Annotated in this window: 27 protein-coding genes; 4 read left to right on the plus strand and 23 right to left on the minus strand. The window is 68.5% G+C overall.

Translation table 11 applies throughout. The annotated features are described in order from the left end of the window. Positions 1–408: 408 nt before the first annotated feature. The 15 genes from ACF07B_RS28735 to ACF07B_RS28805 form a co-directional block, all read right to left on the minus strand. Positions 409–1,011, minus strand: a complete 603-nt coding sequence (locus ACF07B_RS28735; protein WP_392181087.1) for a hypothetical protein — start codon at positions 1,009–1,011, stop codon at positions 409–411. A 74-nt stretch (positions 1,012–1,085) separates the two neighbouring features. Next, a complete protein-coding gene (locus ACF07B_RS28740) occupies positions 1,086–1,541 on the minus strand; it encodes a hypothetical protein (protein WP_392181088.1) in 456 nt (151 codons plus the stop codon). 94 nt (positions 1,542–1,635) lie between these two features. Next, positions 1,636–2,274 (minus strand): hypothetical protein, encoded by a 639-nt coding sequence (locus tag ACF07B_RS28745; RefSeq protein WP_392181089.1) that lies wholly within the window; start codon positions 2,272–2,274, stop codon positions 1,636–1,638. Beyond that, positions 2,271–2,762 carry a LuxR C-terminal-related transcriptional regulator gene (locus ACF07B_RS28750; RefSeq protein WP_392181090.1) on the minus strand — a complete coding sequence of 164 codons (492 nt, stop codon included), beginning with the start codon at positions 2,760–2,762 and terminating at the stop codon, positions 2,271–2,273. The genes ACF07B_RS28745 and ACF07B_RS28750 overlap by 4 nt, the downstream gene beginning before the upstream one ends. A 102-nt stretch (positions 2,763–2,864) precedes the next feature. Continuing rightward, positions 2,865–4,100 carry a cytochrome P450 gene (locus ACF07B_RS28755; RefSeq protein WP_392181091.1) on the minus strand — a complete coding sequence of 412 codons (1,236 nt, stop codon included), beginning with the start codon at positions 4,098–4,100 and terminating at the stop codon, positions 2,865–2,867. Continuing rightward, complete coding sequence (locus ACF07B_RS28760) at positions 4,097–5,347, minus strand: cytochrome P450 (protein ID WP_392181092.1); 1,251 nt, start codon at positions 5,345–5,347, stop codon at positions 4,097–4,099. The genes ACF07B_RS28755 and ACF07B_RS28760 overlap by 4 nt, the downstream gene beginning before the upstream one ends. Continuing rightward, the gene (locus ACF07B_RS28765; RefSeq protein ID WP_060880087.1) at positions 5,344–5,943 is read right to left on the minus strand and encodes an ATP/GTP-binding protein; all 600 of its coding nucleotides are present in this window, start codon (positions 5,941–5,943) and stop codon (positions 5,344–5,346) included. The genes ACF07B_RS28760 and ACF07B_RS28765 overlap by 4 nt, the downstream gene beginning before the upstream one ends. Continuing rightward, positions 5,924–6,250 (minus strand): DUF742 domain-containing protein, encoded by a 327-nt coding sequence (locus ACF07B_RS28770; RefSeq protein WP_212728929.1) that lies wholly within the window; start codon positions 6,248–6,250, stop codon positions 5,924–5,926. Before ACF07B_RS28770 ends, ACF07B_RS28765 begins: the two co-directional genes overlap by 20 nt. Before the next feature lie 26 nt (positions 6,251–6,276). After that, complete coding sequence (locus tag ACF07B_RS28775) at positions 6,277–6,714, minus strand: roadblock/LC7 domain-containing protein (RefSeq protein ID WP_249938710.1); 438 nt, start codon at positions 6,712–6,714, stop codon at positions 6,277–6,279. Then, positions 6,707–8,041, minus strand: a complete 1,335-nt coding sequence (locus tag ACF07B_RS28780; protein ID WP_392181093.1) for a histidine kinase — start codon at positions 8,039–8,041, stop codon at positions 6,707–6,709. The genes ACF07B_RS28775 and ACF07B_RS28780 overlap by 8 nt, the downstream gene beginning before the upstream one ends. Next, positions 8,023–8,517, minus strand: a complete 495-nt coding sequence (locus tag ACF07B_RS28785) for a hypothetical protein (protein WP_392181094.1) — start codon at positions 8,515–8,517, stop codon at positions 8,023–8,025. Before ACF07B_RS28785 ends, ACF07B_RS28780 begins: the two co-directional genes overlap by 19 nt. After that, positions 8,514–10,337, minus strand: a complete 1,824-nt coding sequence (locus ACF07B_RS28790) for a glycoside hydrolase family 15 protein (RefSeq protein ID WP_392181095.1) — start codon at positions 10,335–10,337, stop codon at positions 8,514–8,516. Before ACF07B_RS28790 ends, ACF07B_RS28785 begins: the two co-directional genes overlap by 4 nt. A gap of 171 nt (positions 10,338–10,508) precedes the next feature. Beyond that, complete coding sequence (locus tag ACF07B_RS28795; RefSeq protein ID WP_392181096.1) at positions 10,509–11,111, minus strand: hypothetical protein; 603 nt, start codon at positions 11,109–11,111, stop codon at positions 10,509–10,511. Between the two features lie 32 nt (positions 11,112–11,143). Further along, positions 11,144–11,335 carry a DUF5999 family protein gene (locus ACF07B_RS28800; RefSeq protein ID WP_392181097.1) on the minus strand — a complete coding sequence of 64 codons (192 nt, stop codon included), beginning with the start codon at positions 11,333–11,335 and terminating at the stop codon, positions 11,144–11,146. Between the two features lie 108 nt (positions 11,336–11,443). Next, complete coding sequence (locus ACF07B_RS28805) at positions 11,444–11,857, minus strand: hypothetical protein (protein WP_392181098.1); 414 nt, start codon at positions 11,855–11,857, stop codon at positions 11,444–11,446. A 616-nt stretch (positions 11,858–12,473) separates the two neighbouring features. Here ACF07B_RS28805 and ACF07B_RS28810 point away from each other — a divergent pair. Next, entirely contained in the window at positions 12,474–12,926 is a 453-nt protein-coding gene (locus tag ACF07B_RS28810; RefSeq protein WP_392181099.1) for an ATP-binding protein, read from the plus strand. Then, the gene (locus tag ACF07B_RS28815) at positions 12,926–13,930 is read left to right on the plus strand and encodes an aldo/keto reductase (protein WP_392181100.1); all 1,005 of its coding nucleotides are present in this window, start codon (positions 12,926–12,928) and stop codon (positions 13,928–13,930) included. The genes ACF07B_RS28810 and ACF07B_RS28815 overlap by 1 nt, the downstream gene beginning before the upstream one ends. A gap of 46 nt (positions 13,931–13,976) precedes the next feature. Here ACF07B_RS28815 and ACF07B_RS28820 read toward each other — a convergent pair whose 3' ends face one another. The 5 genes from ACF07B_RS28820 to ACF07B_RS28840 form a co-directional block, all read right to left on the minus strand. After that, positions 13,977–14,714 (minus strand): 2'-5' RNA ligase family protein, encoded by a 738-nt coding sequence (locus ACF07B_RS28820; protein WP_392181101.1) that lies wholly within the window; start codon positions 14,712–14,714, stop codon positions 13,977–13,979. Positions 14,715–14,730: 16 nt separating this feature from the next. Next, positions 14,731–16,080 carry a hypothetical protein gene (locus ACF07B_RS28825; protein WP_006378694.1) on the minus strand — a complete coding sequence of 450 codons (1,350 nt, stop codon included), beginning with the start codon at positions 16,078–16,080 and terminating at the stop codon, positions 14,731–14,733. A gap of 85 nt (positions 16,081–16,165) precedes the next feature. Then, complete coding sequence (locus ACF07B_RS28830; protein ID WP_006378560.1) at positions 16,166–16,630, minus strand: PPC domain-containing DNA-binding protein; 465 nt, start codon at positions 16,628–16,630, stop codon at positions 16,166–16,168. Between the two features lie 27 nt (positions 16,631–16,657). Continuing rightward, positions 16,658–17,662 (minus strand): asparaginase, encoded by a 1,005-nt coding sequence (locus tag ACF07B_RS28835; RefSeq protein WP_044472856.1) that lies wholly within the window; start codon positions 17,660–17,662, stop codon positions 16,658–16,660. 55 nt (positions 17,663–17,717) lie between these two features. After that, on the minus strand, positions 17,718–19,187 hold the full coding sequence (locus ACF07B_RS28840) for a transcriptional regulator, XRE family protein (protein WP_392181102.1): 1,470 nt from the start codon (positions 19,185–19,187) through the stop codon (positions 17,718–17,720). Between the two features lie 225 nt (positions 19,188–19,412). Between ACF07B_RS28840 and ACF07B_RS28845 the strand changes: the two genes are divergently transcribed. Both ACF07B_RS28845 and ACF07B_RS28850 read left to right on the plus strand, forming a co-directional pair. Continuing rightward, entirely contained in the window at positions 19,413–20,318 is a 906-nt protein-coding gene (locus ACF07B_RS28845) for a helix-turn-helix transcriptional regulator (RefSeq protein ID WP_006379119.1), read from the plus strand. Further along, complete coding sequence (locus ACF07B_RS28850) at positions 20,318–20,554, plus strand: DUF397 domain-containing protein (protein WP_006379209.1); 237 nt, start codon at positions 20,318–20,320, stop codon at positions 20,552–20,554. The genes ACF07B_RS28845 and ACF07B_RS28850 overlap by 1 nt, the downstream gene beginning before the upstream one ends. 258 nt (positions 20,555–20,812) lie before the next feature. Here ACF07B_RS28850 and ACF07B_RS28855 read toward each other — a convergent pair whose 3' ends face one another. From ACF07B_RS28855 to ACF07B_RS28865, 3 genes are all read right to left on the minus strand, one after another. Further along, a complete protein-coding gene (locus ACF07B_RS28855) occupies positions 20,813–21,475 on the minus strand; it encodes a GNAT family N-acetyltransferase (protein ID WP_024127122.1) in 663 nt (220 codons plus the stop codon). A 198-nt stretch (positions 21,476–21,673) separates the two neighbouring features. Next, complete coding sequence (gene trpA, locus ACF07B_RS28860; RefSeq protein ID WP_392181103.1) at positions 21,674–22,516, minus strand: tryptophan synthase subunit alpha; 843 nt, start codon at positions 22,514–22,516, stop codon at positions 21,674–21,676. Between the two features lie 238 nt (positions 22,517–22,754). Further along, positions 22,755–23,114: an SH3 domain-containing protein gene (locus ACF07B_RS28865; RefSeq protein ID WP_024127120.1), complete on the minus strand. Its 360-nt coding sequence runs from the start codon at positions 23,112–23,114 to the stop codon at positions 22,755–22,757. Positions 23,115–23,265 lie beyond the last annotated feature (151 nt).

A 23,265-nucleotide genomic window follows, 5' to 3' on the forward strand; every position in this document is an offset into this window, starting at 1 on the left:
CACTGCTCTCTGGTGACTTCTGCGCGGCTCAGCAGTTCGGCAGCGAACGCGGCGTGGCTCGGGCTCGATTCGTACGGCTCGCTCACAGTGTCACCGGCCTGGGGGGTCCTGCCGACCGGCGGCCGCGCTTTGTGGCGCCGGCCTGCCTGTGGCCGCACTGAGCCCGCGCAAGCGGAGCCATGGGGTGTGAGGGGGTGTTGAAGGTGGCGAAGGGTCCTATGTCGCGGAAGCCCGGGGGCGGCACGCGGACAGTGAGCAGAAGACGTGTCAGCTCCAGCGACATACGTAGCCAGAGGTCACCGCACATGGAGAACCGGGTGGTCGCATCACCGCCCCCTCTGGGGTGGACGGCCGCGGCGTGCCGCAGTGCCCGACCGTCTTTCGGCCTGCCCGGCAAGGTCATCTTGCTCATGAGGCGGGCTCCCTTTCTGCGGACACTGCGGGCAGTACGGGGATCTCCGTGATGATGAAGGCGTCGAGACTGTCCGCGCGACACGCATCTGCTGTCAGCAGGACGTCCAGTCCGTCGGGTGGGCCCGCCGACCGGCGACGGGTCCACCCGCACTCGTCCACCAGATGACCGAGGAGGCGCTCGCCGGCGGAATCGCGGTGGTGACGAAGGGGGACGGTGCACGCCACCCGGGTGTAGTCACACAGGGCGGCGTAATGGCGGGCCCAAATGGTCAGGAGCCAGCCGATCCTGTAGCCGACGCCTGGGGCGGCAGCGGCGCAGGACAACGCCAGTGTCGGCTGAGTGTTCTCGGAGTCCGTCCACGGCGGCGCGGCGAGAGCGCTCCGATCGAGTTGGAGGCAGCCGACAAAGGCGTTGTCGTCGGTGTCGACCAGGACGGCCATCTCGCGCTCATCGCGCAGGGACTCGAGTATCGGCCGGACGCTCTCGCGGGGCAGGTCTCGCTCTCGACGCCAGGCCATGACCTGGGAGCTGAGCACTTCGTACTCGCTACGTCCGTCCAGGTGTCGGATCAGGTACGGAGGTGTGGTGGGGTGCACGGAGCTTCCTGGGGAACGAGGGCTTGTCGCGGGCCCGAGGAGGGTGCCGGGTGCGCTTACGGAGGCGTTGTTGGTCACCGGCTGGTCCTGGGGCGCCGGGCGGCGCGGCGCGGGGTGCTGGTGAGACCGGACGGAGCCGTGAGGGCGTCGTTGAGTAACTCGGCGTGGGTGTAGCCGGCACCGGGCGGGGTGTGCCAGTGCAGGTCGGTGCCGGCGGTGACATGGGCGGCGGGGATCGTGAGGCGGGTTCCGGGCCGCAGAAGGCGTATCCCGTGACGGGCCCACGGTCCGGGGCGGACGGTGTCCGGGTCGAGAAGGATGTGCCAGCTGCCGCTGTAGGGGTCGGCGAGCACCGGTCCGTGCCCACCGGCGGCCTGCAGTACGGCGACCAGCGGAGGTGCGAGGGTTGCCGGGAGCCGTACGGCGTCGAAGTGCTCGCCGCACCCCCAGGTACGCAGGCCGCCGGGCGGCGGTACCCACGGCGGCAAGGTGAGGGACGGAGGTTCGTACGGGGAGGACGTGAGGCGCATCAAGGTGTCCTTGTGGGATCGGGGCGAAGGAACGCAGCAGCGGCAGCGCGTGGAGGATCTCGGAGCGGGTTTGGGCGGCCGAGGTGAAGCGTCGTCATGGCGCTCTCACCGCCGAGGGCCCGACTGCGGCCGGATCGGAGATCACCTCTGTCAGTGCGGGTCTGGCCTGCGCACGCAGCCGCAGACGGATGACGCGTTCACCTGTCGGACTCAGACTGGTTCGCGATCGGGTCTCCCACCCGAGGTCGCACAGGTACTGCAGTAACCACTGGGCTGTCTTATCGACGGCTCCGGGCTTGCACGGAACGTCGCACCAGACCCACATCAGACGGCTGTTGGCCGCGTAATCGGCAAGCCACAGGGTCAGCATCCGTCCGACCTGGCTCGACCCGACCGTCACCGGATCAAGGGACACCAGAAGTCCCGGATCGCGGCCGTTGGCACCCCAGCGCCGCATATCCGGATCTCTGTGCAGGACGAGAGCGCCGACGAGGATGCCGCCCTCGTAGAACCCAAGGGCGCCGCCTTCCCGGAGAAGGGCATTGGCGCGATCGGTGGTGACGGTTATGCCCTGTCCAGCGAGCAGGCCGGCGCGGTCCGTGGCCAGGGCCGCGGCTTCAGCGCGAGCGGCGTCGGTGTTGATCGGCAGCACCTCGTACACGGGCGCGGTGGGCCCACGACCCGTCGGAGATTGCCGCCGGTCGCCGCTATTGAAGCTGCCCTGGGTGCTCATCGGGCGGGCTCCGCCGTGGCCGTTGCGTCGGTCGCGGAATGAGAGTCCGAGGTGCCGAGAATGCCCCACGTGTGTGCCAGCCCGACCAGGTGGGCTGCGTTGCGGGCGTCCCCCTTGTCCACGGTGGCGTCGATCTCGGCGCGCACGTCGTCGGCCGGCACACCAATGGCGTTCCCGATGTCGGCGTTGAGGGTGTGCTCGGCCATGGCCCGTATGACGGTCACTTCGCGGTTGGTGAACGCCGGAACCGTCCCGCTGCCGGCCGGTGGGGGAACCTCTCGGGCGGCGAGAAGGGTGTGGACGAGGACGGCACGCGAAGATCCCGGGCAGCCCATCTTCTTGCGGGCCGCACTGAGGTGGCTGGCCACGCCATCCACGGACAGGCAGACCTGGCTGGCGATCGCCTTGTTGGACACGCCGTAGACGAGTCGCGCGGCGACGCGGCGCTGATCAGCAGTGAGGGTCGTGGCGGGCAGGGCGGTGGTCATGTCGAGTCCTGGGTCGGCGATGGTGTGACGAACGTGTGGGGTGGTTGCGGTGCGCCGGCGGGGACGGTGAGCACCGTCTCCGCCGACGCCGTAGCGCCGCTTCTACGCCGCGGCGTGCAGCACGACGGGCAGCGCGGTGACGTCGGTGCCGATGAAGGAGCGCTGCGGCTCGAGGTCCTCGGCCCTGCAGGCCAAGGCGAGCCGGGGGAACCGCTCGAACAGCGCCGGGAGCGCTACTTCGGCTTCGAGCCTGGCCAGCGGGGCACCCAGGCAGTAGTGGATGCCGTGACCGAAGGCCATGTGGTCCTTGTCGTCCCGGTCGATGCGGAAAGCCTCGGGATCGCCGTGGACACCCGGGTCGCGGCCGTGGGCGCCGAAGCCGATCAGGATGGCGTCGCCTTCCTTGATGGTGACGCCCTCGCCGAGGTCAATGTCCCTGGTGGCGTAGCGCAGGGGCAGGTGCATGATCGGCGGGTGAAGCCGGAGGGCTTCCTCGATGACGTCGCGCCAGCGCCGGGGGTCGGACAGAACGGTCGCCAGCTGGTCCGGGTGGTTGAGGAGCTCGCGTACGGCGGCGTTGATGAGGGCGACGGCGGTTTCGCTGCCCGCTCCGATCATCAGGATCAGGGTCGAGATCAGCTCGATGTGGCTGAGCCGGTCGCCGTCTTCCTCGTGGGCGGCCAGCAGCAGGCTGGTCATGTCCTCGCCGGGGGTGGCCCGTTTGACGTCGATGAGTGTCTGCATGGCTTGGTAGAGGTCATGCTTGGTCGCTTCCGCCTGCTCCGCGGTGACGTCGGTGGCGAGGACGGAGTCGATGACGCGGAGCATCTCGGGGCGCTGATCGGCGGGAACGCCGAAGAGGTCGCAGATCAGGCGCGTGGGCACCCGGTAGGAGAAGTGGGTGCGCAGATCGACGGGCGCGGTCTGGTCCTGGAGGGCCAGGGTGTCGAGGAGGTCGGTGACGATGGCCTGGAGGACCGGGCGCATCGCTTCGACCCGCCCGGGGGTGAAGGCGCGGCTGACCAGTTGGCGCAGGCGTTTGTGGTCGTCGCCGTCGGAGGTGAACATCGAGACGACGTCGACCCAGGCGTACAGCCACGGTATGGAACCCGGAGTGTGGGAGGGCCAGGACTTGCGGGCGTCCTTGGATACGTCGGGATGGGTGAGGAGCCGCTTGGCGACGTCTCCGCGGGTGACCGACCAGGCGGGGACATCTTCCGGCATGCGGACCCGGACGGCCGGGCCAGCCGCCCGGAGCTCGTCGGCCTGGGCGAACAGGCGGCGGCCGCCGCTGCTGTCGAGTGTCACGGTCGCGGTCCGGGCGGGGGTGCTGGTCACGAGGAACCTCCTGCGAGAGCGGCGGTGGGAAGACGGTCTTGCGACTTGGGCCGGAACCTGACGGGCATCGTCTGCGGGCACTGGTGGAAAGGGCCGTGCCGCAGGAGGGGCTCCGGATCGGTGGAGATCAGCTCCATGTCCCACAGCTGGTCCAGAACGGTCTCGACACCGGTCTGGACAATCGTGGTCGCCTGGGAGATAGCGGGGCAGCGGTGCGGCCCCGCCGACCAGGCGAGGTGGCTGCGGTTGTCGTACCCGAGGTCGTCGGGGAGCGCCGGGTCGGTGTTCGCTGCCGCGTGGGAGATGAGAACCGGAGACCCCGCCGGCACGTACGCCCCGTGGAGGTAGGTGTCGTGGCGGGCGAAGTGGACGGAGAAATTCGCCATCGGCGGGCGCTGCCACAGCGCCTTCTCAAGGGCGCGGCGCACGGTGAGAGTTCCGGCGGCGAGGTTGCCGGCGTAGTCGTCATCGCGCAGGAGCAGGTGAAGAGTCCAGGCGGTGCACGCGGCGGCGGGGATGATGCCGGCGCCGACGGCGCAGAACAACTGGTTGAGTGCTTCCTCGTCCGTCAGCGCGGCGGCGTGGTTGATCATCCAGGAGGTGAGGTCCTGGCCGGGCTGGGCGCGGCGAATCTGGATGAGCTCGTACAGGAGCCCTGCGAAGTCGGCTGCGCCCTGGGCCGCTTCGGGGCCGGCGCTGATGAGGTCCTGGCACGCGCGCACCATGCGCGTGGACTTCTCGGGCGGGCATCCCAGAAGTTCGGCGAACACCAGCATGGGGAGGATGTCGGCGAAGTCGCTCATGATGTCGGCCTGGCCGTCCCCGATGATCCCGGCGATCAGCGTCAGGGCGCTGCGTTGAGTGATCTCCCTGAGCCAGTGGGTGCTGATGCGGGCGATGCAGTCGTCCATCGCCCAGCGCAGGCGGGCGTGCTCCTGGTCGTCGGTGTAGAGGACCGAGGGACGCCAGGCCATCATGCCCAGCACGGGGCTGTCGCCCGGAACTTCGCCGTTGGCCAGGGCTGCCCAGCGGCGGGAGTCCTTGGAGTACGTGCGCGTGTCGTTCAGGAGGGTGACGGCGGCGCGGTGCTGTGTGACGACCAGGGCGTGGACGGTGGGGGCGATCTCGGCCCAGCCGACGGGTCCCTGGCTGCGCAGTTGGTCGTAGGTGGCTTGGGGCTGGGCGGCGAAGGCGGCCCCGTGCAGCATGGGGCAGCCGCTCGCGGAGAGCGGGGGCGGCATGGTCATGAGGCGGGCTCCAGGCTGGGACGGGACAGCAGGTGGGAGACGAGTGCTATCAGCGGCGACTTCGCCGAGCTCTTTTCCCGTACGTCGCACTCGACGAGGGGCGTGGACGGGTGGAGGTCCAGGGCCTTGCGCAGTTCGGCTTCGCTGTAGTGGGGGGAGGCCGCGAAGGTGTTGACCGCGACCACGTAGGGCAGATCGGCTTCTTCCATGCGCCCCATGGCGTCCCAGGACTCGGTGATACGCGCCGTGTCGACCAGGACGACGCCCCCGAGGGCGCCCTGCATCAGCTCGTCGATCATGTAGTCGAACCGCGGCTGACCGGGGCCGCCGAACATGTAGAGCACGATGTCGTCGGTCAGGGTCAGGCGGCCGAAGTCGAGCGCGACCGTGGTGGTGTTCTTGTCCGACAACCCGCGCAGCGTGTCGACGATCTCGCCGGCTTTCGTCATCCGTTCCTCGGTTGACGTGGGCCTGATCTCGGAGACCGCACCGACGAACGTGGTCTTGCCGACGGCGAAGGGGCCCAGCACGACGATCTTCACCGAGTGGCTGACACCGGGCGCCAGGTAGTTGCCCTCAGAGGTCGATGAGCGCATTGCGGATCCTCTCCAGCAGCTGTCTGTCGTGCTGCTGAGCGGCGGGTACGGGGTCACGGCTGACGAGGTGGCTGCTGTCGACGAGGGAGGAGACCAGCACTTTCGTCACAGCGGCCGGGAGTTGCAGGTCGGCGCTGACCTCGGCCAGCGACAGCACTCCGGGCAGGCAGTGCTGCATCAGCCGGCGGGAGTGGGCGTCCAGGCCGTGCAGCGGCTTGTCCGGGTCGGCGATCAGGAGAGTGGCCAGGTCCAGGGTGCGGCGGGTGGGCGCGGCCCTTCCCCCGGTCGGGGTGTAGGGCCGCACCATCCCGGCGCGCCGCCGGCCGCGGGGGGTCACGACGTTCCGTACGCTGTCCGCTCCCGGGCGGACAGCGCGGGAGCCAGGCCCTTGATGGCCTTGATCGTCGCCCCGGAGGCGACGGCCACTTCGGGCGCGGTCATCTCCGCGGTGACGGATACAGCCAGTGCGGTGTTGTGCCCGGCTCCGAAGACGAGGATGCAGCGGTTCGGCAGGTCGATGATGACCTTGCGGGGGGTGTCCTCGTCCTCGTTCGCTTCGGCGAGCTCGGCGATGGAGCGGCCGAGAGAGAAGATGCTCGAGGAACTGGCCCCGGCTCGGTCGGCCACATCGCGGTGGACGCCGTCCGAGTGGGCCAGCACCATGCCGTCGGAGCTGAAGAGGACGGCGTGCAGAACGCCCTTCTCCTCCGCGAGTCGGTTGAGGACCCAGGACATGTCGTGGGTGTCGGCGGTGGGCTGCTGGTCAGGCACGGAACTGCTCTCCTTCGGTGGGGCTGGACTCGTGGTCGCGGATGGTCTCCGCCAGGTGGGCAAAGCCCTGCGTGAACGCCTCAGGGTCCTCGGCAGGCGCTGGCGCGCCGGTGATTACGGGGGCCGTGGGACGGGGCGAGCGCCTGCGCCGCTGCGGCAGGACACTGCCGTCCGACGGCTCACCCCGCCGGTCGGCCTGGCCCCCTTCCGGGGGAGCCTCGGTCGGTGAGGCCGAGGCGTGGCCTGTGGCCCGAGAGGCCGCTGCTCGGCGCTCCGCCTGGGTCTCCTCTGCGGTCGGACCGTGTCCGAAGAGTTCCCGCGGGATGCGAAGGACGGCCCGCACGCCGCCGTACGGGGATGTACTGGTGACATCGGTGGCGAACCCGTACTCGCCGGCGAGGCGGCCGATGACGGCGAACCCGAGCTGGCGCGTGTCCTCCAGAGCCGTCACGTCCAGCACGGTGTGCCGCGACAACTTCCGGGCGGCCTCCTCACGCTGATAGGCGTTCATGTTCAGGCCGCCGTCGTCGACGACGATGCAGAACCCCGTCTGGAACGCCTGCACCTCGACGAAGACCTTGCCGTCGGAGTACGCGGTGGCGTTGGACAGCAGCTCCGTGAGCGCCACCGTGACCGGCTCGACGACACGGCCTTCGAGCCAGGTCTCGCCGCTGCCGGGCTCGTAGGTGTAACTCACCCGCAGATAGGCGTTGATCCGGCCCCGCGCGGATTCGACGACCTCGCCGAAAGTGCAGTCCGCACGCTGCAGACCGGGCCACGAGCCGGCCAGGATGCGCGTGCGCTGGAGCGTGTGCAGGGCCTGGGTGACCAGGTGGTCGAAGCCCATCAGGCTCTGGTGATACGTCGTGCCCTGGGGGTAGCGGTCCATCTCTTCGACGACGTTCATCTGGCAGCGGTGCAGGTGTGTCTGCGCCTCGTCGATGATGTCCCGCACTGAGGACCGCGCGGAGAGCCCGATCTGATCGCGGGTGACAGTGAGGGCCTCCTGGAGCAGCCCCATCACGGTCTGATGGCCCTGGTCGATGGGAGTGCCGGCCAGACGCTCCTGGCTGAGTCCGGGCACCGGCACGCCACGGTGTCCGCGGGCGAGGGCGTCCACCAACGCGGGCATCCGCACCTCAGCGAAATGCTTCGATTCCGCCTCCATCGCGCCGGCGTATGCGAGCGCGGAATCCCGCTGGGCTTCCAGGGGCGCGACCCGGGCGGCCAGGGCCCGCTTTCTGCGGGCCTGCACTATGAGTCCCACCGATGTGGTGGCGAATCCGCCACCGAGCAGTGCGGTCGCGGTCACCAGCGAATCGAGCATGTGAGGTCCTCGCGCGAAGTGGGGGTCGACTGTGAACGGGCGGGGGCAAGGCCGAGGCGGCGCGCTTCGGGTTGCGGCCGAAGTGCTGTGAGCAGCGGTAGGGACGCATACAGCGGCAGGGGCGCGGAGTAGACGCGGCCCTCGCTGTTGCCGAGTCGGGCCCAGTGGAGATCCTCGGCCGGGCCGGAGCTCAGCGGGGGCACGGCCAGAACTCCGCTGTCGCGGTGGTCTACCGGCCAGGGCCAGCACAATCCGCGGCCGGAATGGGGCGGCAGGATCAGTACCCACTCGTTCCCGCGGGCCATCGCGGCGCCCACCGGGTGCGGGTTGATGTGACCCAGCAGGGAGAGAATCCGGCGTGCCGCCAGCTCGGGCATCGCCGCGGTGTCACAGTCGCGGCCGATCTCGACAGCGACCGGGGCATCGGCGGTGACTGTGTCCGGGAAGAGGTCCGCGATCGCGGGCACCGTGTTCATGCGGCGATCACCGGCCTAGCCGTCCGCTCCAGCTCGCTCATCAGGACGGCACTCTCGATCAGGCCGATCATCGAGAAGGCCTGGGGGAAATTCCCCAGCTGGCGGCCGGACGCCACGTCGTACTCCTCGGCGAGCAGGCCGACGTCATTGCACAGTGCGAGCAGCTGCTCGAACAAGGCCCGGGCTTCCCCTAGCTGCCCGGTGAGCGCGAGGGCGTCGACCATCCAGAAGGAGCAGAGCAGGAAGCTCCCCTCGTCACCGGGAAGGCCGTCGACTCCCACTTGGTTGCCGTCGGTCGGATAGCGGTGGACCAGGCCATCGTCCGTCGAGAGCTCGCGGCGCACCGCGGCGACGGTGCCGATGACCCGCGGGTCGTCCGGCGGGAGGAACCCGGTGCGCGGGAGCAGCAGCAGGGCCGCGTCCAATTCGGTGGATCCATAGGACTGGGTGAACGTGTTCCGCTCGGAGTCGTAGCCCATCTGGCACACCTCGGCGTGGATGGCGTCGCGGAGCTCGGCCAGCTCGGCCAGATCGGCGTCGAGGACGCCAGCCTCCACCAGGCGAACCGTGCGGTCGACCGCGACCCAGGCCATGATCTTGGAGTGCACGAAGTGGCGTCGTCCGCCGCGCACTTCCCAGATGCCGTCGTCCGGCTCCTGCCAGCGCCGCTTGAGGTAGTCGACGAGCCCGAGGTGCAGGGTCGCGGTGCGCTCGCACCGGGCGATGCCGTGCATATGGGCCAGATACAGCGTGTCGATGACCTCGCCGGGAACATCGAGCTGGAGTTGGTCGGCAGCGTCGTTGCCTACTCGAACCGGCGTGGAGCCCTCGTACCCGGGCAGCCAGGGCAACTCCCGCTCGGGCAAATTCCGCTCGCCCAGGATCGAGTACATGATCTGAATGTCGTCAGGGTTGCCGGCCACGGCCCGCCGGAGCCACTGCCGCCATGCCTCGGCCTCCTCGCGGTAGCCGGTACGCAGCAGGGCGGACAGGGTGATCGAAGCGTCGCGGAGCCAGGTGTAGCGGTAGTCCCAGTTGCGTACGCCACCGATCGTCTCGGGGAGAGAGGTGGTCACGGCGGCGACGATCGCGCCGGTCGGCGCGTACGTCATGGCCTTCAGCGTGATCAAAGAGCGGACGACCGCATCACGGTACGGGCCGTCGTAGGTGCACCGCGCGACCCACTCCCGCCAGAACTCTTCGGTGGCCTCCAACGCAGCCCAGGTGTCCGGGATTTCCGGTGTCGCAAGGTGATGGGAGGAGTGCCAGCTGAGGGCGAAATTCACCGTATCGCCGGCGCTGACGGTGAACTGGCTGACCTGGGCGTCTTCCTTTTGGACAGTGTCCACCGTGGCGTCCAGCCAGAGGGCGTCCGGCCCGTCGATGGCAACGGTGCGGCCCTGATGTTCGTAGATCCAGGGCCGGTGCTTTCCGTATCCGAAGCGCGGGCACCAGGCGGATGCGACTTCAACCGTGCCGCTGATCCCTTCAACGATCCGGATGAGCTGCGGGCTGTGGCCGTCACGGGGAGGCATGAGGTCAGTGACACGGATGGTGCCGGTCGGGGTGTCCCACTCGGATTCGAGGATGAGTGCGTCGCCGCGGTAGCCGCGCCGGTCCGCATTCGGGGCCGGGTCACCGTCGGGGCGGGCGGGGCCGATCTGCCAGTAGCCGTGATCCCCGGTTCCCAGGATGTGGGTGAAAACAGAGGAGGAGTCGAAGCGCGGCAAGCAGAGCCAGTCGATGCTGCCGTCCCGGCAGATCAGGGCGGCCGTCTGCATGTCTCCGATGAGTGCGTAGTCCTCGATACGCCCAGCCATGGAATATCCGTCTCGATAGGTGCGGGTGCTCCCGAGGCCTTGCGAGGCAAGGTGGGGAACGGGGGCGGGTACGGGAGGGGCTCGCTCAGCGCCACGAACCGCGCGAACGACAAACCTGAAGGCGCGGAGGGCGGGGCCGGCTTCGAGCGGCCGCGGCCGGCAGCACTGAGTTCATCGAGCCACAGCCTTCACTCGAAGGTCGTTCAGATCGACGGCGGTGCAGCCCTGGAGCGACAGCACTTGACGGCTCGCCAGCAGCCAGGGGAGTGCGGGGTCTTCGTAGGAGACGTTGACGACGTCCTTGCCAGGAACCGTGAGCAGTGTCCGCGGGTCGTAGAGGATGCCGGCGACACCCCAGGCCAGCGGCCGTTCGACCCAGGCGGCCACGTGTTCGCGCAGGTGCGGGCAGTGCTTGACCGCGATGAGCGCACACGGTGGGCAGACTGGGGCAGCGGTGGTCAGCTCCCCCTCAGCCACCGGCTGACCGACGTGCTTGAGAACGAAGAGTTGCCGCTCCGGATCCTGCTCCAGGGTGTCGGCGCCGCAAACTTGGCACAGCATCCGGTTCACCGCGCGCCGTTGGCGAAGCACGTGGACCTTCGGGAACAGCGCTCGGCCCGATCCGGGGGCGATGGACTGCCTGACCCACAGCACCCCGTCCGCGTCGCGGTCATACGGCATCTCGCCCGCGAAGCCGATACCTCGCCCGCTCGGGTGACGCACCACGGCAGGAGTCCGGTGATTTTCCCCGCTCCACGCGGTGATGTACGGCACCGGAAGACCCCCTTGTTCGTGCTGGGTCCTGTTCATGCTGCGGCGCTCGTCAACCGGTGCGGAGCGACGATCTTGCCGTTGGGAAGGATCTCGCCGGTGTCTTCGAAGAGGAGGACACCGTTGCACAACCGGCTCCAGCCCTGTTCCGGGTGGGCCGCGACCACGACGGCGGCCTCGCGGTCCGCGGCCTCGGCGGGGGGGCAGGTGGGCTTGTGCTGGCACATGGTGAGTCCTCGGAAGAATCGGCATTGGGGGAGGAGCGATTGGCTATCCGGCAGAGGGACCGGCTGCCGTGGGAGAGCACGCACCACGGCAGCCGGGAGGCAGCAGCACTACGGCCCTGCGCCTCGCTCCGGTCTTCCGGAGGCTGCGGTGACGGGGTGGCACCGGATGCCTTCCGCATAGGGCTCGGAGCCCGAGGGCGTGCGCTGGCGTACGGCGTTCACGGGGGTGTACTGCCGTGCGGCGGCGCGCGCCCCGCTCGTGGGGTGGTCGACTGCGGACTTCGCCTCTGCCTTGGCGGCAGCAATGAGGTGTTGTGCGGTCTCGGCCAGCAGGATCAGGTGCACCCGCGAGCCCATGTAGTCGGTTGGGGCGGCGCTGGCGAGGAGCGCGAGCCGACGCGGCCCGCCCGCTGCCAGCGCCAGCACCGGCAGATGCTCACGGAATACGGCCACCATCTGGTTGACCTCGCCCTGGCAACGGGGAAGAGGTTGGGACGGGTCTCCCAGCACCTGAGCAATCAAGGGTCCAACGATGTCGCCGCCGCTACGTAGGGGCCGTCCGAGGCGAAACAGCCGAGACGCAGGCCGTCGCTCGGTCGAGCTGGCTGCGCGGACGTCGCCACCGACATGCCACAGGTGGTGACTCCGTAAGTTCATGTGAACTGCTCTCCAGACGAGAAGACCGCTCGGGTGAATCGTGAGGGGGAGTTCTGGTGCCGTGCCGTAGCGGGGGAGGCCGGCGCGGCACCAGAACAGGGACAGGTCCCACGACTGTCAGGCGTGCGCGGAACCGATCTGGACGACCCGGGAAGGAGCTGACCGCCCAGACAGCGGCCCGCAATCCGGTGGCTCCGGGACCGCGGTCGCTGGCGTCACTCCACGGTGACGGAACCGGCGGGACAGCGGTACGCCAAACCGCGGCCACTTGTGGGCCACTTCACCCGCGGCACGAGCACAAACCGAGGGTGTTTTGGTCTGCTTTATCCATCGTCATGGGTGCGGCGCAGCGGCGGGCGGCGGGCGAAGTGACACAGAAGTGGCCGCGGTTTGGCGTACCGATGCCTGCCGTGTTCCGTCACGGTGGAGGTGGGTCGATTCCGGCCGCGCCGCAGGGCGTCTCGATCACGAGGAGACGAGGTTGCCTCCGACTACCGCCGAGCTGGTCCATGACCAGAGCCTCGGAAATCTGCTAGACCACTGCGATGTCGAGCTTGCAGGACTTCCGGCCCCGCAACGCACCGCACGCGTTGCGCTCACCAGCTTCCTGGACGATGTCGACGAGGGACAGCTCGATGACGCCAAGCTGGTCGCAAGTGAACTCATTGCCAACGCCGTCAAGCACAGCCGCGGCGCGGTCCTCATAAGGATCGAGGTCTACGAACTTGGCACGGCGCTGGGCGTCGTCGACCTGGGTCATGACACCGGCGTCCTCCCCTCACACCCGCGCAACTCGTCCGTGGAGCCGGACACCGCGGCCACATGCGGACGCGGATTGTTCATCATCCAGAACCTCGCCAACACCTGGTCGGTCGAGGAAACCGCGAACGGAAAGATCGTCATCGCTGTGCTGACGCGGGAAGGATCTCGCTGATGACCGACTTGGACACCATGAGTCGTCATCTGGGACAGGGCCTCTTAGCTCACCCCCTGGGCGTCAACCTCGGCGCCGTCGGACTGGCGGGGAGCCCCACCCGCGGCGAGGACGATGGTCCCTTCCTCGACGGCCTGCGCCGCGCCGTGGAACTCGGCGCCAACCTCTTCGACGCAGCGGACTCCTACGGAGCCGGGCGGGCCGAACGAATGCTGGGGCGCCTGCTGAGGGAGTATCCGGATCAGACTTTCCTGATCAGCAGCAAGGTCGGGAAGATCCGAGGCTCCGCGCCGCACGCCTACGCCGACCGGCACATCCACCACCAGCTGCAGCAGACACTGGAGAACCTCTACGCCGAGGAGCTGGACCTCTACACCCTGGACTCGTGGGACTTCGGCCCTCAAGACCGCTACCTGGGCACCGCAATCGATCAGATGCACACCCTGCGGGAAGTCGGCGCCATCAAGGCCATCGGAATGCGGGGGCCATACACGCCCGCCGAAGCGACTCCCGCCGAACGCGCCGCCTGCGCCGAGCGATTCCTCCACCTCTTCCGGCTCATCAGACCGAACGTCATCTGGACTCGATGCAACGCCCTGACGCCGACCATCACGCTGGAAGGCGAAGACCTCTTCGCCTTCACGGCACGCCACGGGGTCGGCGTGATCCTCGCGGCGCCGAAGGCCCTGGGTCTCCGGACCGCTCTCGCTCCGGCCGGCGCCGAGAAGGCACCCTGCGGGCTTGAGTCGCTGTACGCCAGATTCGGTGACACTCCGGGAACGCTGACCCGCCTCGCGTTGCTGTCTGGCGTTCAGCGCGCCGGCCACTGTGCCACGGTCGTCGGCTTCACCAGTGAGGCTCAGCTCGAAGAGAGCTTCGGGTCTCTTTCCGGACCCGTCCTCACGGCCGTCGAGCTGCGGCTGCTCGACGACGCGTACGCCCGAGTCCGCGCGCAGATGCACCCGAAGCAGAAGGAGAGGCTGGCGGCCGGCACCGGCCTGTGACGGGACAGCGCTGCCGGGCCGTTGCCGTCCACCGTGCGATCACCTTCTAGGCGAGCGCAGTCCGCGAGGTTGCGGAGGAGGGCAGGGGAACCGAGCGGATGGTCCTCCAGCGGTAGGTTCTGCCCTGGCGCCGCAGTTCCACGAGATCCACGGTCGTGAAGTGCAGCGGCACCGGCGGGAGAGACCGCAGAGGTTCGACGGCGTCGATGACCGCGGGCGCGGGTCGCTCCTGGTTGCTGTAGGCGATACCCAGATGCGGGCGGAACGCCGTCGTCGGAGCGCCGCCGGGGACGCCGGCCTGCTTTCCCACAGCGTGAAGGGCGGCGTGGAGGCGGACCAGCGGTTTCCAGGGCGTGAGGCTGAAACGGACGGCGCCCCGTGAGCCGGCCAGAGGGTGAGCGAGGCCGTGGAAAGCGCTGACGGGCAGCTCCTGCGTCAAGTCGAGTAGGTGCTCCACCTGCGCGGTCGATACCTGGTCGACTGCGCCCACGCGCAGCAGGGTCACGTGCAGACCGTCGGCGGGGACAGGATCCATGCCCAGGTGCTGCAGAGCCCGTTGGCAGTGTTCCGTCCGCTGCAGCAACTGGCCGGGGTCCGGGAACGTGTGCATCCAGTAGTACTTGCGCTGCCGATCCGACCACCCGGGCCGGTCCCAGTGATCGGCCATGCGCTCGACCCGCTGGAACGCCCGCCAGTCGTGCTCGACGATCACTTCGGGATCGTCGAGGCTGGCAGGCGGCGCGCTGGGAAAGGCGCTGGGATCGGTGTCCAGCTCGGGCGACACGTAGCTCCTCGGAGGGTCAGGGTGCGATCTGCGACGCCCAGCCGACGGCGATCAGACCGACCTGCGGTTGTGACTGCCAAGTCCGCAGTTCCTCGGCATAGTCCCCTACCTCAGCTTCGTCGTGCCACCGCTCGGCGTTCTGGTAGAGCTCGACCGCCCTCTCCCAGACGGATTTGATTGGCCGACCGGTGCCTGATCTCAGGGCGCGGCGGCCCCGCGCCATGGCGTGCTCGATCTCGGGCGAGCCCTGCTTCAGCAGCGCGGATGCCACATCCAGTCCGACCAGGGCACGGCTCCACTCTGACTGTGAATGCTCGATCAGCTCTTCGATCTGGTCGGCGTGGGCCAGGACCTCCGCGGTGTCCCCGAGGGACAGCCGTGTGGTGATGGCGTTGGCGAGGGAGCGCGCCATGGAGTAGGGCTCGAAGCTGATGCACGAGGTGAGGCCGTCGGGGAGTGACGTCTGGCGGTCTGAGAGTTCGAGGGCGTGCCCGATGGCTGCTTCAGCTCCTGCGCGATCGCCGATGCGCGCGAGCGCCCGGGCACGGCCGTTGACCAGCAGTCTGATGGCCTGGGGGTGGCCCGGGGCGAGGGCGATACCCGCGGAAGCGGCGTCGTCAGCGTCCGCATAACGCTTCTGGTAGTAGAGGCCGAGCGAGCGGGTGCCGTTCGCCCACATCTCCATGGCCACCTCGCCGACCTCCCGGGCCAAGGTCTCCGCTTCCGAGCAGTAGGCGTCGACCACCTCGTAGCGGGCGCCGGCGTTGACGGCCATGTATCCGAGAAGTCCCGAGGCCTGTGATGCAAGCCGGAAGAGTTCCGTCCTCGTACGGGGCGGTTGGTGGCCGGCGAGGATGCCGTGCAGCGTCTCGCGGATGATCCTGGCTTCCCCTGCCAGATGCTGGGGCCCGAGCGTTTCGTACCGGGCCACGATGCTGGCGATCGTTCCCCTCACCATGCCGAGGACGGGGTCGTCGGCGTTGGAGCTGGTCAGCCTGTGAGTCTGGCTCACGATGGTCAGAGGGTCGTCGAATCCGGGGGGATCCGCGGGCGCGACAGGGGCGGTGCTGCGGTGCCCTGAGCTCCAGGAGCTGGCGTCGATGGGTTCGAAGAGCCGCTCGGGCGACATGTTGAACATGTGCTGAAGGACGAGGGCGGCATCACGGCGGGGGGTGCTTGAGATCGCACCCTTGCGCCCCATCCAGCGGGCGTAGGTACTGCGGGCAATGTCGGTGCGTGCGAGCCGCGGGTTGTTCTCCTTCTCGGCCGCTCGCGCCGCCGCTTTGGCGAAGCGGATGCAGAAGACCTCGTACGAGTCCCAGTGCCGTTCTTGCACCAGGAGGGCGAATCGTGTGGTGGTGTGCACCTGCCGTCCCCTTCAGGTGGGCTCCGGATGAATGCATGTGCTCCGCTGGCCAGGTCCTGGCGTACTGGCCGCGTCGGCCAGGGCGTCAGTCCGTCCGGCCGAACGTGAGCAGGGGCACGTCGTACAGGCCGGGGTCACGTGGGCGGGTTACCTCCGGAGCAGTCCACTCTTCGATGACGACCTCGGCAAGGAACTGCACTGTCCCGCCTTGCAGATGGCTGGTGCGTCCGTCGGCGGAGTCCGCCTTGAGCCCTGCCGAGATGTGGATGTGTGGGGCGACTCGCTCCTGGTCGGGGTCCCAGGCGAGCGTCCCGCTCCCGAGGACCTCCAGGGTCTCGACTTCGACCTCTTTCCACAGCGGGCGCTCTGGGTGCTCCAAGGGCTCGCAGGTCCCCACCAGCCGGGCATGACTGAAGCCGCCGATGAAGGTGAGGTGGCCCGCCCGGACGCCGGCCTCGCGACAGAAGCGGTCCAGGGACTCGTAGAAGTCCTCACCGTGCTCGAAGACGACGGCGAACGTCCGGCCGACGGTGATCTCGGTGGCGCGCATGATGATCCGATCGTGGGTCTCGGTGGGTCAGCGGTGCGCCGCGAAAGCGGCCTGGATCGTGGTCTGATCGGCGCCGGAGCGCAGCAGCGCCAGCAGAAGCAGCCGGGCCTTACGCGGCTCAAGCCGGCCGCCGTTGATCAGGCCACGGCCCAGGAGGTCGGTCTCGGAGCCCGGGCCGAAGTCGTAAGTGCCGGTAAGGACGCTCCCCGCCCCCGTCCTTGAGGTGAGGACGACCGGGAAACGGGAGGCCAAGTTGCCCAGCCGCGGAGCCCACGTCCGGGGTACGTGGCCAGCGCCGAAGGCCGCGACGACCAGGCCGTCCAGGGAGCTCGCTGCGTCGAGGAAGGCGCCCTCACTTCCGAGCGTGGCTTCGATCACCTCGACGGAGGCGGGGCGGATCAGGGGCAGCTCGACGCGCGGCTGTCGCGGCAGGGCGAACTGGAACCGCGGCCGGCCTTCGATCAGGAATCCGACCGGGCCAGCCCCGGGCGAGGAGAAGGCCGACGGGCTGGTGCTGTGAATCTTCTGGACGTGGCGGGCGGCGTGCAGTTCGTCGGCGAAGGCGACGAGGACACCCATCTCGCGCGCTTGGGGGCTGACGGCGGTGCGCACCGCGGCGAGGACGTTGGCCGGACCGTCGGCCCCGGCCATCTGCGCGTGGCGCATGGCGCCGGTAACCACGACGGGCGCCGCCCCCTCGTACAGCAGGTCGAGAAGGTAGGCAACCTCCTCCAGGGTGTCGGTCCCTTGGGTGATCACAAATCCGGTCGTCCCTTCCGCGGCCTGCTTGTTGAGCAGCTCGGCGACAGCGGCGATGTCGTCGATCTCCAGCCACGCTCCGGGGATCTTTCGGAAGTCCCGCAGCTCCAGCTCGGCCTCCTCGGCGAGCTCCGGAACCGCGGCGACGAGGTCCTCGGCGGTCAACCGGGGCGCTACGCCGCCGTGTCCTGCTCCCGGGGCCGCCATCGCGATAGTGCCGCCAAGGGAGAGAACCAGAGCGGAGGGGAGCTGGGCCCGAGGGCTGGGGTCCATGAGGGCTACCTTTCGAAGAAGCGGATCAAGGAGTGCGGAAGCAGCGTCGGACTTCTCAGCGGTCCGGGGCAAGAGAGGCGAGGAAGGCGAACACCTCGTCGAGGGATTCCGCGGTCAGGTGCCGGCTGCGCGGGCGGACGATGCTCGCCGTGCCGCATTCGCGCATCTCACGGGACCGCTCGACCAGCCACACCCAGTCGATGTCCAGGTATCCGGCCATGGAGCGGAGCCGGACTTCCGGGTCGGGGCCCTGCATCACGCTGTGCTCCCGCGCTTCGCCGAGGGCCTCGCTGTACTCCCGCAGGGCTGGCCGCCGTGTGACGGTGTCGACAGCCCAGATCTCCTCGTCTGTCCGCGCCCAGTTGGCCACCACGGCTCGCTGCCCCGGGACCAAGGCGAAGCCGTCGACGTGGGAGTACTCAGGCTTGGACAGCACATCCACACGAACCCCGTGCAGTTCCATTAGCGCGATGGCCAGCAGCAGAAGGATCCGCTCGTACCTGCCGCTGCGGCTCACCTCGGTCTCGGGAATGCAGAAGGCGCGGGAGAGCGGGGCGGAGCCGGCATAGCGCGCCGAGATGGTCTGGAGGTAGTCAGTCTTGTGCCTGAGCCACAGCCACGCGGCGGCTTGCTCGCCCGTCTGCTCACGGGTCCAGAACGCCGGGGGTTCCGTCAGGCCCTCCAGCCGCCGCATGATGTGGCGGGCACAGTAGGTGGATCCGAGCCATTGGGCACCTGCCTTCGTGAGGTCAGGAACGGTCCTGCGACTGGGAGCCGATCGCGGGAGATCGAGGTACGTCTCCAGTACCTTCTGCTCCTGCTCAAGAGCGAAGTCGTCGGCCAGGAGTCCGTCGTCCAACTGCACAAGGGACCACACCAAGCCGTACGTGAGGTCATCCAGTAAGTGACCTTTCGGCAGGGCTAACGCGCCTTGCCCGGCCGATGCCGCTCTGTCACGGCGGGCGATCGCGGCGTCGACGACGAAGAGCTGCGGCGACTCCCGGTCGTCAACGCCGATGAGGAAGCCGCGACGGGCTGGTCGGAGGAATTCGTACAAGGCTCCCGCGTCGCCAGCGTCGAGGTGGGCGAGGCAACCTTCACCAGTGGCGGCGCGGAAGGCGACAGCCGCTGTCGTGCCGTCCAGTGTCTGCCGACCGGCCAGTTCCCACCCGCCGACCGTTTCACCGGGCGCCATGAAGAACCGGCTCGTGGGCCACTGCTCTGCGACGAACACGGAGGCGCGCAGAGCCTCGCCCTCGGGCACGGAAGCGCTTGATGGGATGAGAGCCGGTGCTGGGCTGAACAGATCGGCTGCCGGGACCTTGAAGAGATGTTCGAGGATCAGAGCGGTGTCGGGCCAGGGCCGTCCATACCAGTCGCCCTTCGCCCACCGGTGGAAACTCTTCCGCGACACCGTGACACTGGCCAGCCTCGGTTTGCCCAGCTCCCCCGCCAGATCACGGGCTGCGCGCTCGAACTGAAGACAGAACGCGCTCCACTGGTCCCACCGGCGCTCCACGAGCATGACGTGGAACAAGCTGGGGTGGGGCATCAACACGGCCCTCCTCGAACAGCTACGGAGCGCGGCTCTCACGGTGGAGCGGACACATCCCACACGGCGCGACACCAACAACACAGATCGTGACCTCGGTCAGGATGCTCCTCCATCTGTGTCCTGCGCAACACAACCTAGAAATTTTCTTCATAGAATTGGTTGTCGCAAGCCGGACCGACCGCCACACTGGCCACCATGGCGGATGCGAACGAGGCCCCCTGGTCACTCACGCACAGCGAAGTGGGCAGTCGGCTGGAGGAGTTGAGAGAGCGCCGCGACCTGACGCAGGGCGCGACCGTCGAACTCCTCATGCGAGAACGCAGCATCAGGACCAACGTCTCCACGTTGAGCAAGATCGAGAACGGCAGGCAGAAGACACTGCCGAGCGACCTCGTAGAGGGCCTGCTCGACCTGTACGGGGCCGAACCCGAGACGCGACGGTATGTGCTCGGCTTGCTGAGCGTGGACACGACTCCAGCCGGTCGCCGACGTCGGCCGGCGCTTTGGCGACGCCACGCAGCGCTACTCGGACCGATGAAGTTCGAGGGGTACCTCCAACTGGAGCGGCGCGCGTCGCGGATCCGGAACTATCAACCGCACCTGACGCCGGGTCTTGTCCAAACTGATCTCTACGCACGACATGCCATCGCGAGCATGCGCCCCGAACTCAGTGCAGCGGATGTCCGCGGTCTCGTCGACGTCCGTATGGATCGGCAACAGCAGGTCTTCGGCGGGAGTCCGCTTCGCGAGTTCCAGGCATTGCTCGAACAGGGGGCGTTGCGTCGCAAGGTGGGCGACGAAGAGGTCCGGCACGGGCAGCTCGAGCGCCTCCTGCGTGTGTCGCAGGAGGAGAAGATTGAAATCCGCGTGCTGCCGGACAGTATCGGGAGCCACCCAGGCCTTGCTGGGCCGTTCGTTCTAATGGGGTTCGACGAGGCGTCCAGGGACGTTGTCTGGTGCGAGCTCGCGAAGAGGTCGGTCTACTTCGACCAACCCGATGACGTGGCCTACTACGACGAGGTATTCACCGATCTATGGAAGCGGGCTCTGAGCCCTGCTGACACGCGCGTCCTCATCGAGGAAATGATCAAGGAGAAGTAGTGAGCAAGAGCAAGCCCGCCCCCTCCGAGTTCGACCTGTCGGCCGTGGAGTGGGTGGTGTCCTCGCACAGCGGTGGCGGGGGCGACTGCGTCAGGGTCGGCACGCAGGACGGGTTCGTCCTGGTGGGCGATTCGAAGAACCCGGATCGCCTCCCGCACGTCTACACCCCCGGCGAGGCCAAGGCCTGGCTGCTGGGGGCGAAGGACGGTGAGTTCGACTTCCTGCTCGGCTTGTAGACCCCAACTTCCAGTCGATCACGCTACAAATCGGACACTGAGAAGGTCGACGCAGAACTGTGGCGACAGCGGCGGGCTCGTTCCGGTCGGGCGACCCGCCGCTTTGGTGTGTTCGATAGCGATAGGGGTCGTCTTGTTGGTCGGGCCGCCCCCCAGGCCCCGGCGCCGACGGTCCTGAGGGAGAAAGGCCGTTCATGCTGCACGGCAGGACTGACTAACGGGAGCCCATGCGCGGCGAAATTTCAGGACTCGCGCAGTCTAGATAATGGCTGGCGCCTCGGCTGGCCGGCGAAGCGAATTCGTGAAGAGCCGCCGGGCCTCGGCAGCATTTGATCGCGCAGCCCCTGATAGGGCATTTCGCAGACTCCTGGAAATCACGGCTGAAGATTCGCTGGTGATGAGCCATCCGGCGAGAGAGGGTACTCGCTCGGCCTTCCGCTCTAGAGCGTACGTAGTGTGGCCGCCGAGGGTCGCCACACTACGGATGAGTCGAAAGTTCTGCTGCTGGTAGTACGCGGCGAGGGCTGCAGAGCTGCAGTCGCGGCGGACGTGGCTGATGCCTGCACGGGCTGCGTGGTCGACGGCCCAATCGGCAATGAGTGTGCCGAGTTTGCGGTGCCGTACAGCGGGGTCGGTGACGGTGCCGTTCAGATAGTAGGCAGTCTCGGCCGCTTCGTCGGCGGTCCAGGTCCAGGGTGCCGCGGTTCGGAGGACCGTAGTGCAGCCCAGGATCCGGTCGTCTTCGGTGAGGACCCACATCTCGCTCGGGTGCCTGGTGCAGTTGCCGGCCAGCTCGTGGACGTGTTTTCCCCAGCTGCGCCAGCTCGGGAGCTGCTTGTCCTTCATCCAGTCGGAGCGGGCCTGGATCATCAGGGCGAGGCGGGGTTGGTCTTCCGGCGTAGCCGGGCGCATTGCGAGCATGCGGTCCGCTCCTGTGTGTGCTCGTCCACGAGCGGGTCAACAAGTTGATGTGCTGGGCGGAACCTTAAAGGCCTACTTCCTGGTAGCTACAACTTTCCCGCCAGAGCACTTCGAAACGCTTGATGAACCATGCCGGTACGTGGAGGGATGCCCGGAAAGCGCTCTTAACAGGCAGGTCCCAACCCGGCTGAAGTCCGCTCAGGCCGCGGTAGGCGCGGCTCGGCGCAGCCCGTCGGCGAGGCGCTGGGCGAGGACGGCGGCCTGGTGGGCGCCAGCCGGCCCAGGGGTGGCCTCGATGGCGCGGATGAATGCGGATCCGACAATGACCGCGTCGGCGTAGGAGCCGACGCAGGCCGCCTGCTCCGGGGTGGAGACGCCGATGCCGACGCCGACGGGGAGGTTGGTGAGGGTGCGCAGGCGGCCGACGAAGGTGCGCAGGCCGGGGTGAAGTGGGCCTTGGCCTCCGGTGACGCCGGCCGTCGCAGGGGCGTAGACCATGCCGCTGGCGGCGGCGCACACGCGGGCCAGGCGTTGATCGGTGGCGTTCGGGGCGACGACGAACACGGCGTCCAAGTGGTGTTCGTGGGCGGCGCTCAACCAGTCGGTGGCCTCTTCGACGGGCAGGTCGGGGATGATCACGCCGGTCCCGCCAGCGGCAGCGAGTCGCTGGGCGAAACGGGAGGGCCCGAAGTGGTGGATGGGCTGCCAGTAGCTCATAACGACCAGCGCGGTGTTGGAGGCAGCAGCGAGCTCGCGCACGGTGGTGAACAGGTGCTCGGTGCGGAAGCCAGCCCGGAGGGCCTGTGCGGCGGCGTGCTGGATGACCGGGCCGTCCATGAGGGGGTCGGTGTACGGCAGGCCGATCTCGATCACGTCGACGGTCGTCGACAAGAGATGCAGGGCGTCGAGGCTCTGCCCGAGCGTGGGGTAGCCGGCGGGGAGGTAGGCGGCGAGTGCGGCCCGGCCTTGTCCACGAGCGTTGGCCAGGGCCTGACCCAGGCGGGATGGCGGTGCGTCGAGTGACGAAGGGGTGGGGTTCATAGTGCCCGTCCTGGGGCTCGACCGGCCGGCCGACGGTGGTCAGCCCGGCCCGGGGCTGCGAAGCAGGCGATGGAGGCCCTGCGAGGTGGGAGCTGGGCTCCGCGTGCGGGTACGCCGACGGCGGCCCGGGATCACAGGGGGCCGGGCCGCCGTTGCGTCGTCCTGAGCCTTCACGAGGTGTCGGCTCAGGCGCTGGTGGGCCGGGAGAGCTCGATTCGTCTCCGTCGGCCGGTGAGGGTCAGTCCAGTTGCATGGGCACGTTGATGTACTGGGCGGCGACCCAGCCCTTCTGGCCCTTGTGAGCCCCGGACTTGACGGTGACGTAGCCCCAGGCGCCCGGCTTGTCGTTGCGGCCCTTGTTGCACTGCCAGTACACGTCGGTGCCCTTGGAGAGCTGGCCGGTGGCGGTGTATCCGGTGCCCGGGCCGGTGCGGAACTTCACCGTTGTGTACACGTCGGTGTTGATCTTGATCTGGTGGGTGCAGGCGCCGCTGCCGACCGTCGCGGCGCTGGCGGTCGAGGCGGTGGCGACGGCGCCGCCGAGGAGCAGTGCGCCGGTGGATGCCACGGTCGCGGCTCGGCGGGTGAGGGTGTTCATGTGCGGCTCTTCCTGGTGTCGTCGGCCAGAATTCGCTCGGCCGCCTGTGCAAGGCTTCTTCACTGCGGTGCTCAGGCGGCGCGATGAAGGCGAGCGAGAAGGGAGTCCGGAACCCGACAGGTTCGTCTTCGTTCCGGATTCGATCTTCTTG

The sequence above is a fragment of the Streptomyces sp. NPDC015532 genome (assembly GCF_043078065.1).
Taxonomy (GTDB): Bacteria; Actinomycetota; Actinomycetes; order Streptomycetales; family Streptomycetaceae; genus Streptomyces.

Coding starts and splice junctions, on each gene's coding strand:
- ACF07B_RS28740 (WP_392181088.1), bottom strand. CDS start 1,541: ATGCGCCTCACGTCCTCCCCGTACGAACCTCCGTCCCTCACCTTGCCG.
- ACF07B_RS28745 (WP_392181089.1), bottom strand. CDS start 2,274: ATGAGCACCCAGGGCAGCTTCAATAGCGGCGACCGGCGGCAATCTCCG.
- ACF07B_RS28750 (WP_392181090.1), bottom strand. CDS start 2,762: ATGACCACCGCCCTGCCCGCCACGACCCTCACTGCTGATCAGCGCCGC.
- ACF07B_RS28760 (WP_392181092.1), bottom strand. CDS start 5,347: ATGACCATGCCGCCCCCGCTCTCCGCGAGCGGCTGCCCCATGCTGCAC.
- ACF07B_RS28765 (WP_060880087.1), bottom strand. CDS start 5,943: ATGCGCTCATCGACCTCTGAGGGCAACTACCTGGCGCCCGGTGTCAGC.
- ACF07B_RS28770 (WP_212728929.1), bottom strand. CDS start 6,250: ATGGTGCGGCCCTACACCCCGACCGGGGGAAGGGCCGCGCCCACCCGC.
- ACF07B_RS28780 (WP_392181093.1), bottom strand. CDS start 8,041: ATGCTCGATTCGCTGGTGACCGCGACCGCACTGCTCGGTGGCGGATTC.
- ACF07B_RS28785 (WP_392181094.1), bottom strand. CDS start 8,517: ATGAACACGGTGCCCGCGATCGCGGACCTCTTCCCGGACACAGTCACC.
- ACF07B_RS28790 (WP_392181095.1), bottom strand. CDS start 10,337: ATGGCTGGGCGTATCGAGGACTACGCACTCATCGGAGACATGCAGACG.
- ACF07B_RS28800 (WP_392181097.1), bottom strand. CDS start 11,335: ATGTGCCAGCACAAGCCCACCTGCCCCCCCGCCGAGGCCGCGGACCGC.
- ACF07B_RS28815 (WP_392181100.1), top strand. CDS start 12,926: ATGACCGACTTGGACACCATGAGTCGTCATCTGGGACAGGGCCTCTTA.
- ACF07B_RS28830 (WP_006378560.1), bottom strand. CDS start 16,630: ATGCGCGCCACCGAGATCACCGTCGGCCGGACGTTCGCCGTCGTCTTC.
- ACF07B_RS28835 (WP_044472856.1), bottom strand. CDS start 17,662: ATGGACCCCAGCCCTCGGGCCCAGCTCCCCTCCGCTCTGGTTCTCTCC.
- ACF07B_RS28840 (WP_392181102.1), bottom strand. CDS start 19,187: ATGCTCGTGGAGCGCCGGTGGGACCAGTGGAGCGCGTTCTGTCTTCAG.
- ACF07B_RS28845 (WP_006379119.1), top strand. CDS start 19,413: ATGGCGGATGCGAACGAGGCCCCCTGGTCACTCACGCACAGCGAAGTG.
- ACF07B_RS28855 (WP_024127122.1), bottom strand. CDS start 21,475: ATGCTCGCAATGCGCCCGGCTACGCCGGAAGACCAACCCCGCCTCGCC.
- trpA (WP_392181103.1), bottom strand. CDS start 22,516: ATGAACCCCACCCCTTCGTCACTCGACGCACCGCCATCCCGCCTGGGT.
- ACF07B_RS28865 (WP_024127120.1), bottom strand. CDS start 23,114: ATGAACACCCTCACCCGCCGAGCCGCGACCGTGGCATCCACCGGCGCA.